The organism is Pandoraea communis, from assembly GCF_902459745.1.
Taxonomy (GTDB): domain Bacteria; phylum Pseudomonadota; class Gammaproteobacteria; order Burkholderiales; family Burkholderiaceae; genus Pandoraea; species Pandoraea communis.
In genome coordinates this window covers 15677-32598 of record NZ_CABPSJ010000011.1, presented here as the reverse complement: position 1 = coordinate 32598, position 16922 = coordinate 15677, and the positions used below count along the sequence as shown (strand labels likewise).

Here is a 16922-nt window from a genome sequence, read left to right as displayed (position 1 = left end):
TCGCCGTCGTTGCGAGAGACGAGATATTAGTCACCTTCGCCAAACTGCGCAAGCCCTTTGTGAAATTATTTTGAAAACCCGGCAAATTCCTGCCGTCAGCTTCTCTATATGTCTTGGGCCACGCCGCGCCGTGTTCCGAACGACTCCCCCACAACGGGGGGAGTCGTTCCGGCTTCAGCGCATCAGGTTTTTCCGCTCTGTGGGCGTAAGCGCCTGCGACTGCGATTCACTCAGATTCATCTGTCCGAGCACCTGCACGGGCGACGCCGGATCGTAGCGCAGCGCCCGCCCGCCATCGGCACGCGGTTTGCCAGTCGCATCGCTCGACGTGCCCACGTCGAGCAAGCGCACCGAGAAGATCGACGGCTGATTCTGCCGCGCCGACGCCCGATCGCGAGATACCGCATCCTGTGCCGCAGCCGCAGCCTGTGCCGCCGTTGAACTGGCATTCGTGAGCGCGCCGACATTCACAGCCGCAATGGCCGGGATGCCGACGGACTTGCCCTGCACCTGAATGTTCTCCGCGTTCATGACCCGCAGCGCCGCGATGTTCACGTTACCGGACACCCGAATCCCCGCCTCGCCCGCATCGATCGTGCCCAGCGGCGCAATCAGATCGATGTCGCCCGGCGGAATCTCCGGGATCGGGTTCAGCGTAGCGATGCCAGCGCCCGTGTTCGGTGTCGTCGGCGAAAGCGATACCAGCCCCAGGTTGTCGTAGACGCGACGCTGCGGTGTGTACACCACCGTCGACTTCGAACCGCGGCCCGCGTTGATATCCCCCAGCGCCGACCACGCCAGAATATTGCCGCCGAACGTCGTGAACACCCGACTCTGACCAAGCAGGATGCTGTCACGCGCATACATATCGACGTTGCCACGTCCCTGCGTGAGCACACCCGAGCCCTCACCCGGCACGAAACCGCCATCCACGCCGACGAGCATGCGCCCCCCCGGCGTGAGAATGCTCACCCCGCCACCGAAGTCCGTATGAATGCCGGCATCCTGCACTTCGTAGTGGGGAACGTCGTACGCCGGGCTACCCCGTGCAGCCCATTGCGCCTGCGTCAGATACTTCACGCCGGGCCGCGGACGCGTCGTCGCTTCCCGCCCGATGTTCTGAAGATAGTAGAGCGCGCTGCTGTACATCGTGAGACTGCCGTCGTACTCGGTCGAGCCGCCCGGGAAAAGCGTAGCGATGGCTTCGCGCCCGCGCAGATAGCTCCCCGCACGCGGGCCGCTAGCGTCGTTGTACTCACGCCCGGATGCCCGCAACTCGGCGAAGTACACATCGCGCAAATACGCGCGTTGCTGTTCGGCCGGAAGCGCATCGAAGAACTGACGCGCATCCATCGACGCCGCATCGAAATGCACACCCAGACCGTTGCGTCCGCCAAAGCGTGTGGCCAGCCAATTCACGAGATACAGTTGGCTCTGCTGTGCGAATTCGTTGCGCAGATCACGCTTCGCCGCACCGCCGGTGCCGCCCGCCGCCTTGCTCGCCGCGTCGAGTTCCGTCTGCTTCTTGACGAGGAAGGCATCAGCGCCGGTCGCATTGCCGTCATAACCAAACTCCTGATGCAGCCATCCCGAGAGCGTAAGCTCCCCGCCATAGACGACCACGGCCTTGCCCGGCTGATTGGCGAATGGCCGAGATCCGTCCGCCAGGTTCGCCGCATCGAGATATCGAGCCGCGAACGCCTTGAAGTCGATGCCGTCGAGCCCCTTCGGCCCCACACCGGCCGCCACCGCAATCGCCGCCCCGTTGCTCCGGTCGCCCGGCTTGACGTTGGCGAGCGCGCCGAGACTGCGCAACTCGGCCTTGTCGCCCATGAAGACGTTGCGCCCCGCCGTGACTTCCAGAAGCCCCGGGCCGGCCACGTAGAACGTGCTGTAAAGAATATCCCGTCCCGCCGACACTACCGAAACATCGTCTGCCGAGTTCTGCACGATCAGATTGCCGCGCATCGTCGCGCTCGACGCACTCACCGGTCGCCCCGGATTGTTGACCGGGTCCTGGAAGTCAGGCGTGGTGCTCCACCCGGCGAAATCTGCATGGGTGCTCAGATAGGTGCCGAGCGGCGTTCCCGAGTTGACGATGTCTCGTCCTGCCCGGATCGCCACCGCGCCGTTGCCCTCGTACCACGTCGGCTGGGTGCCCGGTGCGGGCAGTATGCTGCCACGATAGTCGATGCCCCCCGTCTGCAACCCGACGATGTCGCCAGCGAGCGCATAGAAGCGTGCAGGCGAAATACCGGTGAAGTCATAACCGGACACGGTTGCCGGGGTCAGGCTGAACATCGGAAACTTCGTTGCCGAGTCCTGACCGGGGGAGGTGATGATCTGCGGCGCGAGCGCGTCCTGTCTGACATTTGTGAGATACACGCGGCCAAACCATGCGCTACGCACGCCACCGGCAAACCCCGGATTTTGCGGCGTAGGCAAAGCCGTCGGATCCGCCGCCGAGCGACTGATCGGAAAGCCGGACCCAAGCAGCGACTGGCCCGCAATCATCTCGAGCGCCCCGCCATCGGCAGCGACCTTGAACAACGAGCTGACAGGCTCGGGCGCCAGCAACGCGGGAGTATCGCCGATGGTGGAAACCCCGGCCGCATCGCGAATACCCGTTGCCGAATAGCCGTTGTAAATGCTGCCGCTCGCCGCCACAGCACGAAGCGTCGCGGGCAACACGAAGCGGCCATCGGTCGCCGCATAGTTCGCCCCCTCGCGATTGTCGGCGATGGCCGTAAGGGGCGAGAGATTCCCCCCGGCACTGAACAGGTCAATGGCGGTCGACGGCGTCCACAACGTGAACCAACTGTGACCCTCGCCGCCGTAGTTGACACCGGCGGCCGAGAACGGCGTGCCGTTGGTGCGCTGCTGCAAGCGCGTGGCATCGCCGTAGCCGCCGATCACCAGATCGCCACGCGTGTCGATACGAGCGGTCGAGTCGCCGAGCACCAGCGTCGGGCCGCCGGTCGCGAACGCCGTCTGCGCAGTGAACACATCGCGCGCCCGTGCTTCGCGCAAGTCGGGAACACCGAATAGCGTGTCGACGCCGCCAAGCGCGCCCGCCTCTATGCGCGTGGCGCCACGCAGATTCGTGAACGTGCCATACAACGCCAGATTGCCGTTGCGCCATGCCGTCGAATCGTTCACGACGCTGTTGGCCGGTGCGACGGCGCGCACTTCGCGCACCGGATTCAGCCCGCCGCCGATACGCACGTCGAGATCGCCACCGCCCGTCAACTGGATCTGCGAACCATCGGCCGATACCCGCCCGGTGCTGCCGACCGACACATTCAGGCCCTCGCTGCGAGCCAACGCGAGCGTGCCGTCGGAATTCCCCGCCCCGATGCGTGACTCCAGCATCCCTGCGTTGCCACCGGCTTCGAGCACGACATTGCCGCCGCCGAGCGTGCCAAGTCCGGTGAAACCGGTCAGGAACGGCGCCAATTCATACACCGCGTAGCCGGCTTCCTTGCCGAAGGTGTAAGTCCCGAAGTTGATCCACCAGGCAGTGGGCACGCCCCCCTGCGCAATCGCGGAGCCCGATCCCTGCCGCCACAGCCAGTTGCCCACGTTGCCGGAATCCGGAACGGCTCGCGGCGCACCAAAGCTTGTCGCGCGTTGATACCGGTCGCGCGTCCCGACCGTGTCGCCACGAATATCGCCCTGAGCGCGCACGAACAGATTGCCGCCGTGCTCCGGGTACCACGCGGTGTAAAGGCTCTGCGTACCGCTGACGTATGTCTCGAATGGCGCACCTTCCGCGCCAAGCACGGAGGTGTTCTTGAGCTTGGCCCGTGCGAGGTTATAGGCGCTCGTCACATCGCGCGCCTGTGTGCCTGCCGTATAGACCCCGAACGGCGAGTTCATCGTGAAGTTACCCGCCGCGAGCATGTCGAGATCGCCCGTGCCGGTGCGCACCACGCTGAAGACCGGTTCGCGAGCGGGCTGCGTCTTCGTGTCGTACTCAGCAGGAATACCCGGCGTCACGAGGTGGAACGCGTCGTAGTACCCGTTCCACATGTCGATATCTGCGGCCGAGGCAATGCCCCAGGCATCCAATTCGCCCTGCGTCACGATCTCGCCTTCGACACCGCCCAGTTGCCATGCATCCGGCCCCCAACGGTAGACACCGAGCGTGCCGGTCCCTGGCCTGAGCACACTGAGTTCGCCCATGCCGTAATGAGTGTCCGAGAGAATCAGGTGCCCATCGGACCCTAACGGTTGCAACGCACGCGGATCGGCCGCCGACGTATCGGCCCCGGCGACCAGTCGCAGCGACCACGACGCGGAGCCCGCCTGAAGCATCGGCGCAATCGCGTGGAGCTGTCCCTGATTGCCGTCGGCATCCGCCGGGCGAACATTGACGAACAACACATCCCCCGGCAGTTTGACGTCGGTCTCGGCCGGAATGATCGCGCCCTTGCGCAACGGCACATCGACCGCGAGCTTGAAGTTCACCGGCATCACGGCGCCCGCAGGCCATCGCATCGCGCCGACAGACGTCTCCGAGGGTAACAACATCCCGGCATCGAGCTGCATGCCGGCATGCAAGGCCAACGCCGACGTCAACGCCGTACCGGCCGGATACACCACGTTGCCCGCCGCATCACGCACGGCGGCTCCGAGCACGGTGCCGGCAGGCAGCGTGAGATCTGCGTCAAGTGTTGCGCGTGCAGGCAGACGCGTGCCAGCAGGCAGCTTCGCTGCCGCGACCTGCACGTCGAAGTTGAGCTTGCGCTCCGCCGGGAACACGGTGCCAGCGGCGAGCGTCACCAGCCCGCCCACCGGCACCACGGCATCGCCGCCCCACCCCGCTTTTCCGCTGATCAGCACCCACCCCTTGTTGTCGACGTTCGGCGTGAGCTTGCTGGTATCGAACCCGTCGGTCAGGCTGCCGAAGACGTTCAGATTGCCTCCGGCGCGGATCGTCAGCGCGCCCGCTTCGCCGCTGCCCCAGACACCGGTCTTCTGCGTATTCGGATTCAGGCTCGCGTAACGATAGCGCGACATGTCGATGTCACCGTCGAGGTGAATATCGCCATTGGGCGTCGCACTGACGATCTCGACACCCGGGCGCAGATGGAAGGCGTCGGTGTAGCGGCGCAATCCGGCCAGACGGGCCAGCAACGCGCCGTTGGCCAGCGCGTTCGACATGAACGTCTCGTTCTGCCCGTGAAGCGTGTCCAGATAAGCCTGATTGACGACCTGATACGGTCGGCCGTCGACAGCGACATCGGTGCCCGCCGGCGCATGGGTGTCGCGGAACATTCCGTTGACCGTGATGGAGCGCGCACCGTCGATCACCACGTTGCCACCCGCGTCGATGGCGATGTCGTTGCCCAGCGCCTCGTTCGCACCGCCCAACCGTTTGGCACTAATCTCGACCGTGCCTGCCGAGAGCGAAGCGCCATTCTTGTCGTTCGTGCCGGCACGCACGTCGAGTCGCGCCCCATTGGCCAGCACTACCCGCCCCTGATCCCCGTTGATCTCGATGACCGCACGGTTGGACGCCTCGATGGGCTGACCGTAACTGTCCAGGCGTAACGTCGTGCTGTGCGCATCCAGCACCGCGTTGCCGCCGACCGTCACGCCGTCGCGCGCCGACAAGCGAATCGTGCCTACCTGCGCGCCGCTCGCGTCGACGCGTCCGAGCACATCGAGCCGCCCGCCGTCGATCGACAGCGTGATCTCACGTGCCTTGAGTTCGTCGCCAATGACGAGATCGCCCTGCTTGATCTGGAAGTTGCGGCTGCCGAAGACACCGCCTTCGGTCAGACGCGCATTGAGCGCGGCGAAGTCGTCGATGCGTTGTGCCCGAATATCCACGCCGCCTGCCGTGAACGGGACAAACGTGCCGCCCGCGTCGTAGCGCCCGCTGGCACTGCCGAGCAGCTTGCCGGCCATCGACACGACACCGCCCGTCGGCGCCAATGCGGCTACCGTGAGCTTGCCCGCCCGGTTCTCCACCGCCGACAGATCGATGCGCGACCCGGCAGCCTGGCGCACGTTGCCGTTCGCGCTCGACACCCCCACATCGCCGCCCCAACTGTATTTGCTGGTGTCGAAGAAATCGAGCTTGCGTCCGGCCAGATCGATTTGTGCGCCGTCACCGAGCGTCACGTCGCCCTGTGCGGCCACCGTCAGGCGGCCGCTCGGCAGCACGACATTCGTATCGATGGTGGCTGCGCCTCCCGCCGTCAGCCCGACCTCGGCACCCAGTGCGGCCACCAGCATGGCGCTGTCGATCACGGGTTTCGCACGCGCACTGGCGTTGGATACCGACGCATTGCCACCCGCGATGAAACGGTTCACCGACCCCGCCGCGCCGGTGAGCAGCGGCGTATCGATGACGATGTCGCCACCGCTGTAATCGAAATCCTGCTTCTGATCGTTCCACGCGTTTTGCGAGCGATAGACGGACAGGCTGCCCTTCTGGTTGGCACTCACGCGCTCACTGGCGTTGAGCTCGACTGTCGAGAAACCGACAGTCATACGGTTCATGTCGTGGTTGACGTCGCGCTGCGTGGCTGCCCCGAAGCCGAACTCGATCTCACGCGCATCGATGGACAGCCGTCCGCTGCCGGTGCCTGCCCCGCCCGCGACGATGGCCCCCGCCGGCGACTTCGAACCGGTCCATACAAGCCGGTCGGTACGAATGCGTGCGATCGCATCGCTCGCGCCGTATCCGAAGATCGCGGGCGTGCCCAGCACGAGCGCATCGATGGTCGACTTGCCCGTCGCTGCGTCGATGGTCGAGAGTTCGACAGAATCGTAGAAGTTGATCGAATCGCGGGCGATAAGAGTCAGGCTTTCCAGCGCGGGCGCGCCATAGAGCCTGTCGCCACGCATCAGTCGCGAAAGCACTGTCTGGTTGAGCGTGAGACCTTCCGCCAGACGTCCGGACGCCGCGAGTGCGTCGAGCGACGCCTGCTCGCCGACGTTGACCCGGCCGACGGCGAGCGACAACTGACGCGTGCCATAGCGCACGGCATCGGTGATCGTGAACCGCTTGTCGGTCGCCACCGCAATCGAACCTTCGGAAAGCAGCAGCGTTTCACCTGCGCATGTCGCACCCGCCGCGCAGACGCCGAGGTCGATGTATCCCGCCCCGGAATAATCGCCCGGATTGGAAGGCATCGGTGCGAGCATTGCGAGCCGCCCATTGGACACCGCCAGCACACCCGACGCCCCCGGTGCGTAGGTATACCCCATCGTGGAATCCCACATCGGCATGCCGTAGCCGAGCGTATTGATGCCACTGCCCTGTTCGATGGTGATGCCTTTGGTCGGCGTAGTCGTCACGAGGAAGACTTCGCTGGCGCGCAGCATGGCGCCGCCGCGCAGCACCACGTTATTCGTCTTGCCGCCGAACCCTGCCGTCGTGGCATTGAGAATCGACTGCGAGTTATCGCTGGCGACTACCGGCAATGCACCGATCCCGATGCGCGCCGCACCGATCGCGTTCAAATCGTCAGCCCTGAGCGAAGTCAGCGTGGTGTCGCCCTGCCGAGGTGTCGCACCGGCCCCAAGAATTTCGATGTTGTCGGCACTGACGAGCAGACTCGCGCCGTAGCCACCCTTGGCCGGTGCAACGTTTGCCGTGCCCTCGAATCGCAACGCGGGGGCGTTGCCAATCTTGCCCTGGTAGCTATCCGACAGGAAATTGAGATCGAGACGCTTGGCATCTGCCTCGATCAACGCACGGGGAGCCCCGACGCGCCCGCTCGTGGCACGCGCAAAGTCGGCGTAACTCATCTCGTTGTACTGCGAGTAGGTCCGCAGGACATCCGCCGACGTGAGCACGGCCTGGGTCGGCGTGGCATTGCGAATGCTGGTGTTGTTCACACGCAATTGCGCAGGAAGCGTCAGCGATCCGTTGCGCATCGCGACCGGCGCCAGCCCTGCCTGAGACACAGTCTGCGTCTGCAATTCGACGCGATATGCGCCGGGCAGCAACGCGAACGTCGACGGCAGCAGCGTGTAGGTACCCGCAGGCAGTCCCGGCACGCCTGCGCCGATGGTGATCTGCTGCCCGGCGAGCGGCGCACCGGCACCGTTCTCGCTCACGACAGGCGCATAGGCCGGTTGCGCGCCGGGCACGATCGCGTACACCGGATTGGATGAGAGCGACGGCAGACGGAAACTTCCCTTCGTGCCGGTCTGCACCACTTGCATGAGTGGCGCGAAACGTGCGTCGGTGGAGCCGCCACGTCCGGTCAGGAAGGCCGCACCGCGAATTTCGCCCCCGCCCGACAGATCGATGACAGCGCCCGGTTCCACAGCCAGCGAATGGCTATACACGATCACCGACGGTCCGCCGCCCGCCAGCGCGTACACCGCGTCGGCGGATGCGTTGAGATAGCTCAATCCGTCGAGCGTGCCGCCATAGGGCATCACCAGTCCGTTTGCACTCACAGACGTCACGCTACCCGGCAACAGATGAAGCATGCCGTTGGCCTCCGTGTTTATCAGCGAACCGAAGGTGATACCTCCCATCGGGGCGCGCAACACACCGCCCTGACGAATCTGCCCCGCCAAAAAGGTCATCCTGCCGAACAACGAGTACGGCTGAGGTGCCAGCGTGTCGCCAACCCGCTCGAAGGTCAGCACACGATCCGGGTCCAGCATGGTCTGACGCACACAGCAATCGCTCGGATAGCTGCGCTGCCCCACGACAATCCTGGCGGTCGCGTTCTGTCCGGGATAGATCTGCACTGCGGCCAACGTCATGTCGCCGGGCGAATAGACTTCGGTCTTGTCGAGCAGACGAAGGTCACCGGTACTTCGCAACGCGACGTTGCCGAAGGCATCACGCAAGACACTGACGGGGGTACCGGCGTTGGTCTCGATGGTTCCCGCTGTGCCGAACTGCATCCGGCCCGATACATCGATGAGTGCGCCGTCGACTTCGAACTTGGCCTTCTCGGCCAGCGTCGGCACCCCGAGCATCCCGCTACCCTGCCCGGAGTTCTTCGAACCGCTCACCGGATTGGGAATGATGTAGTTGTCTAACTGCTGGCGCGTCGGGCCAGCCAGTTGCACGATGGGTGCCGTAAGCCTGACCTGTGTGTCCCGTGGGGCGCTCGCCGACAGGCCGAACGAACTCGCCGTCAGGCGAAGGCTCTGACCGAGCGCAAGATTGACGTTGCCGTCGAAATCCATCATCCCGTTCGCGAACAGCGCGAGGTTGTCGAAACCACCCGCCGTCACACGATCCACACCGATGCGCGCGCTACCCAGCGTCAGCCCGCCGCCGAGCGTGCCGGGGAGCAGTGTTTCCGAGAGCAGACTGTTGCCCTGCGTTTGCGCCACGATCATCTCGTGCGCGACACGTACGGAATCGTCCACCATGGGGCCGCGCAACGTCACGCGATCGACCATACCGTAGGCGAGCGTCTCCAGCACGACGTTCAGCGTGCCGCCCGCCGCACCTGCCCCACCGGATACAGCCTTCATGTCGCCGTCGAGATAGAGGCCCCGTGCCGACGCAAGAGAGATGACCCCGCCGTTGCTGACCACATGCGTGCGTCCCTGCCCCGGTACATCGACGTCGGCGGCCGTACCCGACGCGTCGAGCCGTGCACCGGGGCGCACGATCACGAACGCGTCGGCCGCTTCGACTTGCGTGGCGCCCGCCACATACTTCGCGCCGATCTGGATGGTGCCGCCTGCAGCGACCTTGCCGGAAATCGCGCCCGAGGCATCCTGCGCCACGAACGCCCGTGACGCGACGTCGATCACGGCATTGCCCCCCAGCCAGATCGACGTCGGTGTGAACGTGCCCTCAGGTCCGTCATACCCGTCGACTGCGCTGAACGGACCGGGCAACAAGCTGACCGTGCCCGATGCTGCCCGTAGCGTGCCGAACACCGTCATCTGCCCGTTACCTGTGAGCGTAATGCTGCGGCCCGGGTCGACTTCAATCCGAGCGCCTTCACCAACGCTCAGCTGCCCGCGCTTGCGCAGCGCGCCGGTGGAAAGCGCGAGATCGGCCCCGCCACGCTGCGTGATGGTGCCCTTCGCAGCATCGCTTTGCCAGACCGGGGCAAGGAAGACCGACAGTACGCCGGACGGGTCGCTGCCGCTGACAGCTTCGCCAGCGGCCCGTTTATCGATGTTCAGCACCGGCATGGTGACGTCGAGGCGCGTGTTATCGGCCACCGTCACACCAAGCTGGCCCGTCACGTCATAGCGCGAAAACCCTGTCGAGAAGAGCGACGTGTTGAGCAACGTGTCGGGCGAGGTGCCAAGCGGCATCGGGTCACCGATCACCACGCCGTTACCTGTGTTCAGTGTCAGCGAGCCGCCGCCGCTCACGCCGTAGGCGCGCAGCGCGCCGTCAAGATGCAGTTCGCCTGTGCCTTTGCCGCTGATGTCGTACTGGTTGGCGAGCAGAGAGACGTTGCCGCCTCTACCGCCGCGCACCGTGCCGCCCGAGAGCAGCGCGGCACCGGACGAGACATCGATGGTGCTGCCCTGCTGCACCCGCACGTCCCCGGTAGTCGAAAGCACGACACCACCGCCGTTGAGGTACGGCATACCGCGGATGCCTGCCTCGCCATCATCCGCCCGGCTCCACAGGCCGCGTGCGTCGAGCGTCACACCGCTCGCTACCTTTACGGACTGTCTGCCCGCCACAAGCGCAGGGTCCGTCAGGGGCGAATCGGCCCATGTGCCGTTGCCCGTCGCAGAAAGCATGCGCTGTACGACGTTGCCCGCCGCAATCGAACCGCCATGCGCCGTGATGTTCGCGTCGATGTTCACGCGCGTGGCGTGCAGGCCCACATCGCCGCCGTCCGCCACGCGAATGTCGCGCGAGAGCGTCACTTCATCGGTTGCCAGCAGCTTCACACCACCGAATTGCTGACGGTTGAGCCAGTCCGCATCGATGGTGATTTTCCCCGCGCGCTGCACGTCAAGCGGACTCCCTTGCGCAATGGCTGCGGCCAACGCCTGAACGTCGCCGACATTGATTGTGCGCACCATCGCCGAAGGGCTGTCGCGCAGCGTGAGCAAGGCGTCGTCGTAATAGGGCGTGAGCTTGCCGACGATCAACTGACCGGCACGCGGCGCAGCAAGCTGCGATTGCAGATACCCGTCGTACAGCACTCGGTCGGCGGCCTGTGTCTGGCGCGGGCCCTGATAGACAGCAGTATCGACATCTCCTTCGAGCACGGCCGACAGACCTGAAACGATCAATCGCCCTGCATCGCGCCCGACCGTGTAACCGTTCTCCAGACGCTGCCCCGGTGCAATGAACGGGGTGGCATACGTCTCGGTGGTGTTCCTTCCCCACCGGGCGTGTTCGGCTTCGAAGCCCCGATACACGCCGAGGTACCGCAAATCGCCCGGCGCGTTATCAACGCGGTACAACTGCCCGTCTACACCGCGCAGCCAGCTTTGCCGGATCATGCCGGTCTGCACGTCGAGCGTGCCGCCGGCCAGATTGACGAGCGAACCGGGGCGCGTCACCACTTCCGCGCCGCCCAGTTGTACCGTGCCGCCCTGCGCCGCCCACTCGCCGATGCCATGCGACGCCGTGTTCAGATACCCGCTCACTTCCAGCAGGCCGCCTTGCGTGTACCAGCGGTCGGTGGTGTAGCCCTGCGTGCCCGCAGGCACACGCACCAGATAACGCCGGTCGATATAGACGGTCAGGTTGTTGAGCAGGTGCGTGTCGCGATTGCTCGGCGCATCGCGCTGCTCGTTGCCCTGCACGTTGACTTCGAGATTGTTCGCCGACATGGCGACCTGCACGCCCACGGCACCGGAGACGTCGAGCTTCGCACGCTCCATCGCCATGGCACGGCGCGTCGCCAGCACGTTGATCTGACCGCCCGTGGCGAGCGTGAGGGAATCGCTATCGAAAAGTACGTCGCCCGAGGAAACGATCTGCACGAGCGACTGATCCCGGCGGTTAAACAGCCCGGACTCCGCGACCTTGTCGGCCTCGGCCAGCAGCGTTGTGCGCTGTGCATCGAGTGCCGCATCGCCCGACGTATCGAGCACGATGGCATTGAGAGCGCCAGGGGCAACGCGCACCAGCGCATTGCTGTCACCACTCGCCGTCAGGTGAATCGTGCCGCGCGTATTGACCGAGGTGGTGGAGACAAGCACTCCGCTCTGCTCGATCTGGCGCGCCGCGAGCGTGATGTCGCCAAGCTCCGCCAGAATCAACCCGCTGTTGCTCACACGGCCCGCCGTCGAACCGGGCAACAGCTTCGGCTCGATTTCGTTGCCGCGCGTGCTTGAGTTCAGATTGCCGTCGGTGCCGACACCGCGCCGGATCACGAATGCATCGCCGCCGGCAACGACCGTCTGCCCCGAAGGGGTGACGATGGTGCCGCGATTGTGGGCTTCGCGCCCGAGCAGCAGCACATAGCCACCGCCTTCGGTCACCGATTGCGGACGTCGCGTGTTGATGCGTGCGCCAGCGTCCACCGTCACGTCGGCGGTCGCCCCCGTGTGCGACACGCTCGAGCCGCTCACCTGAAGATCGTTCGCAAACGTCGGCACCGTAGCGCCGGACACTGCGGCACCGTAGATGCCGCGATTGAACTGATCGTTCGTCATGCCAACGGCTGCCACCACGAGATTGCGCGTATCGACCTGCGCCGTTCCCGAGAATTGAATGCCGTTGCGGTTGACGATCATCACCGTGCCGTCGGCCTTGATCTGCCCCTGAATCTGGCTCGGACGCGCTTGCGGATCGTTCACGCGATTGAGCACGGCCCAACCCGGTTGTTGCACGAATTCGACCGTCGTGCGACGGCCCACGTTGAACGTCTCCCAGTTCAGAATCGCCTTCTCGCCGGTTTGCTGGATGGCCACCTTGGTGTTGCCCGCGGCATCGCGATCCTGCGCGATCTTCTTGTTCGCGTTGATCCAGCCGGCGGTAAGGCTATTCGTATCGACCTTCAGTCCCCCCTCGGCCAGCCCATCAGGAATGGTCTCGGGCGTCGCGGCGGCGGCCTGACGTGCTGCGTTCTGCGCGGCCTGCATCGCAGCGATGCCTTGCGCCGCCGTCGCGAGATTGGCGATGGAGTTCTGAACAGCTTGCGCCGCGCGTTGCTGTTGTTCACCCGGATTTTGCAGCGACGATACCGGCATGCCGTTCGGCAGACGGCCCGTCTGTGCAGCGGTGGATTGCGCCGCACCGCGCGCGGCAAACCACGCGTTGCTGAAGGCTTGCTGCGCGTGCGCTGCGCCGATCATGGCACTACTGGCAGCGAATACGGCCACGGCTTGAGCAAGCGGCCGGATGCGCGGCAGACATGCGCTGGCCCGCGTGCGAGTTGGTAGGGAAACTACGCGCTTGTGCATGGTCATCTCAATCCCGTCTGGCGTCTCGTGCGGCCGTGGGACGTTGTCTCGCGACAACGCCAGCGACGGCCCTGGCAGGTTTTCGTTCAAGCGATGCGAACGCTTGACGCTCTCGGGACTAAGACCGATCGGCGCGCGCCAATCGGCAAGGATTTATTTGAATCTTTCGTGACACGGTCAAGCCGCCACGAAGCGCGGCGCGCAGGGTCACCCGAGCAGAACGATCCCGCCCGGCAAGGTGTGTGCGGAGAGTTGCAGCGAGTGCTCGATCTGACCCAGCGCCACGTCGAGCGAGCGAATCGCAAAACGCCCCGTCACCGGACGCGCCGCCAGCTTGTCGTTCATCAACACGACCTTGCCGGGACGGTAGCGATTGATCTCGTCTATGACTTCGCCGAGCGGGACTTCGGCGAATCTCAGATAGCCGTCGCGCCAGGCCGGCATCTCGCCGTCGCCGACATTCACGAGCGATTGAAGCGCGTGCTCGTCGTAGACCAGTTGCTGACGCGCGCGCAATTGCACACGTCCTGCCGTATGCACGACATCGGCCACGCCGTCGATGCAGGTGACGCACACCCTCTGCGCCACGTTGCGCACTTCCACACGTGCGCGGTGCGCAATCGTGCGGCCCGCTCCCGCGACGATCTCGAACGGTGCTGCCGTTCTCGTGGTATCGACCGCCGCTTCGCCACCCAGCAGATCGATGCCGGGGGTGCTGCCCGCGCGCAACGCCAGACTGGTGCGCGTGCTCATTTCGACGGACACGTTGCCGGCCAGCGCCACGGTGCGCTGTTCGCCGGTGCCGGTACGGTAATCCGCATGCAAAGCGGCCGCCCCCTGAAACAGGCCAAGCGGGCCACCCATCGCGGCAATGCCGGCGGCGGTCGCGAATGCCCCGGCGGTACCCGCCAGCCACCAGCGACGGCGCGGATCGAAGCCGTGTCCGGCCTTTCGTTGCGGTATGGGCTGCTGAGCCGAAGCCGGGCACACGGCAGCCGCCGATGCGCTCTGATGGGCCGCTTGCATCAGGTGCTGCCACTGACGACGCGCATTCGCCAGCGCCTTCGCATGGCTCGGGTCGCGCCGCGCCCACTCGCGCAGCGCCTCGCCATCGGCGTGGGTCATCTCGCCGGACGCCATACGCCGCACCCAGGTCATGGCATGACGCTCAAGTGCATCGAGACGCCGCTTCGGCGGCAACGTGGCATCGGGTCGCAAACTCATGGCGTCACCTCTCGCATGAGACGGCAGGTCTCACTCCATGAGACGGCTTTCCCGCGCGCCATCGGCAATCGATCGTTCATTCTGACCTCGGCATGTGGGCCATGCAGTATTCGTGAGCGCGCTTCAGCTCAAGACCGACCAGCCGCGCAGACACACCGAAGCGACGTGCCACCTCCTCGTTGGACATCTCGTGCACCCGTACCGCGATGAAGATCGCGCGCCGGCGTGGCGGCATGGTGGCCAGCAAGCGTTCGAGCAGCGCAATCTCATCGCGCGCCTCCACCGTCTGTGCGGGGCCGGGCGCCGGGTCGACGAACTCGGTCATGAGCGCATCGATCTCGTCGTCGCTCATGTACCGGCGTTCGCGCTGCACGCGGTCGAACGCCATATTCATGGCGATGCGCATGAGATACGCACCCGGGCTCTTCACGTCGCTCTGGCGGTCGGCCCGATCGTCGAGATGCACCCATGTGTCGTGCAAGGCATCGCTGGCAAGTTCCGACGACCCGAGCCGCCAGGTCAGCTTGCGCTTGAGGTCCTCATAGCGCTGCGTCAGCAGATCGCGCAGGAACGCTCTGGGCGTGTCGGCCATCTATCGCTCCGTCGTCGCCGCGCACGGCGATGGCGCACACACAGACGCGTTCGCCCGGCAATCGGTGGGTACCAGCAACAGCACGAACGGTTGCGATGTGTCGACGGGCGCAATGCCGACATCGAGCCCTTGCAAGCGGCGCAAGATCGCGCCATCGCGGCGACCGTCTCCCGTCGTATCGAGCAGGCGGACACGCGCCACCCGAGCGTTGGCATCAACCAGCACCGTCATTGCCAAGCGGTACTCCCCCGGCGAGAGCGACGGCCGCGCACACAGCGCCTGCAACACCATGCCTTGCAAACGCGCGCGGTAATCGATGCCCCCGCGTGTAGTACTGCGCACCGACTCGCCCGGCACATCCGCCGTGCCCAGTGGCGCGAGAACGAACGCGTTCTGCGCAGTCGCCTCGGCCATTACACCGGTACCTTCAAGAAGTGCGTCAAGGGCTTCGTGCGGCGAGTAAATCCCCGTCACGGTATGCGAGCGCCGCCCCTCGACCAGCGACGACGGGTAGAACACGGACATACGCGTGAGCGCATCGAAGCGGGCGAGCGCGTCCTTCAAAGGCATCTCCGGGAGATCAAACGACTGCGCCTGCGGCGGGGCCGCTGACGCACTTCCGCCCCCGATGCCCAGCGTGCCGCATAGCAACCAGCCCGCCAGAGCGCTCGCAGCCGCGAAGCGCAAACGTGGGGAGCGAACAATAGCGGTCATCTCGGGCGGTTGGCCTTTGCATGGCGGGCGTTCGGGAAAATCGGGGGGGGGACCTGTGCGGCAGGCAAAGCTCACGGCAACGCGCCAAGGCGTTAGCCGCTTCCCCGTAGGCCCGAAAAATAATTTGTAAGAATTCCTGAGAATTCTGGTGATCGATTGTGACGGTACTTTGACAGTGCCACCGATCGCCGCTCAATGTCTCGCCGCACCGCCCCGGAAGCGAGCGTCTCCAGGCCATGACGAACGTCGACAAAAAACACCCGTAATTCGCCCACGGGGTGCAGGCGAATTACGGGCCAACCAGTCGTCTGACTGGACGTGAAACAACCGCGCGCGGGAGGTTCCCGAGGCTCAGGCGAGAAACGCGCAATGATGCGCCGCGCGGCGACGCTTTAGTTAAGCGTCATCGGTACCTGCCCATCGCCGCTTGCGGGCGTGTCGCCCGGCACGGCAGCAAGGTCTTCGCCCAACGCCTCGGCACCGGCGGTCTGACCGGTGGCCTGCTGCGTGAAGTTGCGAAGATGCAGGAAGAACTGTCCCATCATCTCGACCCAGAGGCGCATCGAGAAATTCAGGAATTCGGGGGAAACGCCGCCTGCCACGATGACGTCCATCTCGAGTACAAGGAACTCGCCGTGTGCGGCTACACGGGCGAACCGGCGCGAGCGGTGCCACTCGTTGATCAGACCTTCGGGAAGATCGCCGCCCTGAACCCGCAGGGGGCAGCTCAGCGTGAAATCGAGATACTGATCGGCGCCGGCCTGATTTCCCCAGTGCACCTGATAGCCGATGCCGTGGCTCGCGCTGTGCAGACGCGTGACCAGATCGTCTTGCTGCACCGACACCGCGCAACCGGCGGCACGAATAGCGTCGGCTACCTGGGCGGACGTGACAGACGTGATGATGTCTGCGGACGACGACGAGTGCGAAGACGTCGGCGCACCGGCCCGCTCGGCGTCGTGGTTGTCGTGTTGCATCGTGTTCTCTTCGTTCATGCCAGTGATCCTCGAACTATCGTTATGCGAATTCGGGACGAGGTGCGCCACCGACGCCCCTC

General features: G+C 65.1%; 5 protein-coding genes. All 5 read right to left on the bottom strand.

Annotation, left to right across the window (positions count from 1 at the left end):
* Positions 1-174: 174 nt before the first annotated feature.
* The 5 genes from PCO31110_RS25480 to PCO31110_RS25460 all read right to left on the bottom strand — a co-directional run bounded on the left by PCO31110_RS25480 (position 175) and on the right by PCO31110_RS25460 (position 16860).
* On the bottom strand, positions 175-13335 hold the full coding sequence (locus PCO31110_RS25480; protein WP_174979788.1) for a filamentous hemagglutinin family protein: 13161 nt from the start codon (positions 13333-13335) through the stop codon (positions 175-177).
* A 207-nt stretch (positions 13336-13542) separates the two neighbouring features.
* On the bottom strand, positions 13543-14559 hold the full coding sequence (locus PCO31110_RS25475; RefSeq protein WP_010808888.1) for a FecR family protein: 1017 nt from the start codon (positions 14557-14559) through the stop codon (positions 13543-13545).
* Between the two features lie 76 nt (positions 14560-14635).
* Entirely contained in the window at positions 14636-15151 is a 516-nt protein-coding gene (locus PCO31110_RS25470; protein WP_150691760.1) for an RNA polymerase sigma factor, read from the bottom strand.
* Positions 15152-15865, bottom strand: a complete 714-nt coding sequence (locus PCO31110_RS25465) for an STN domain-containing protein (protein WP_150691759.1) — start codon at positions 15863-15865, stop codon at positions 15152-15154. It abuts the gene before it with no gap.
* A gap of 392 nt (positions 15866-16257) precedes the next feature.
* Entirely contained in the window at positions 16258-16860 is a 603-nt protein-coding gene (locus tag PCO31110_RS25460; protein WP_150691758.1) for a YbjN domain-containing protein, read from the bottom strand.
* Positions 16861-16922: the final 62 nt, after the last annotated feature.

Excerpts from the sequence above, each read along its gene's own strand:
- PCO31110_RS25480 (WP_174979788.1), bottom strand. The coding sequence starts at position 13,335 with ATGCACAAGCGCGTAGTTTCCCTACCAACTCGCACGCGGGCCAGCGCA.
- PCO31110_RS25465 (WP_150691759.1), bottom strand. The coding sequence starts at position 15,865 with ATGACCGCTATTGTTCGCTCCCCACGTTTGCGCTTCGCGGCTGCGAGC.
- PCO31110_RS25470 (WP_150691760.1), bottom strand. The coding sequence starts at position 15,151 with ATGGCCGACACGCCCAGAGCGTTCCTGCGCGATCTGCTGACGCAGCGC.
- PCO31110_RS25475 (WP_010808888.1), bottom strand. The coding sequence starts at position 14,559 with ATGAGTTTGCGACCCGATGCCACGTTGCCGCCGAAGCGGCGTCTCGAT.
- PCO31110_RS25460 (WP_150691758.1), bottom strand. The coding sequence starts at position 16,860 with ATGAACGAAGAGAACACGATGCAACACGACAACCACGACGCCGAGCGG.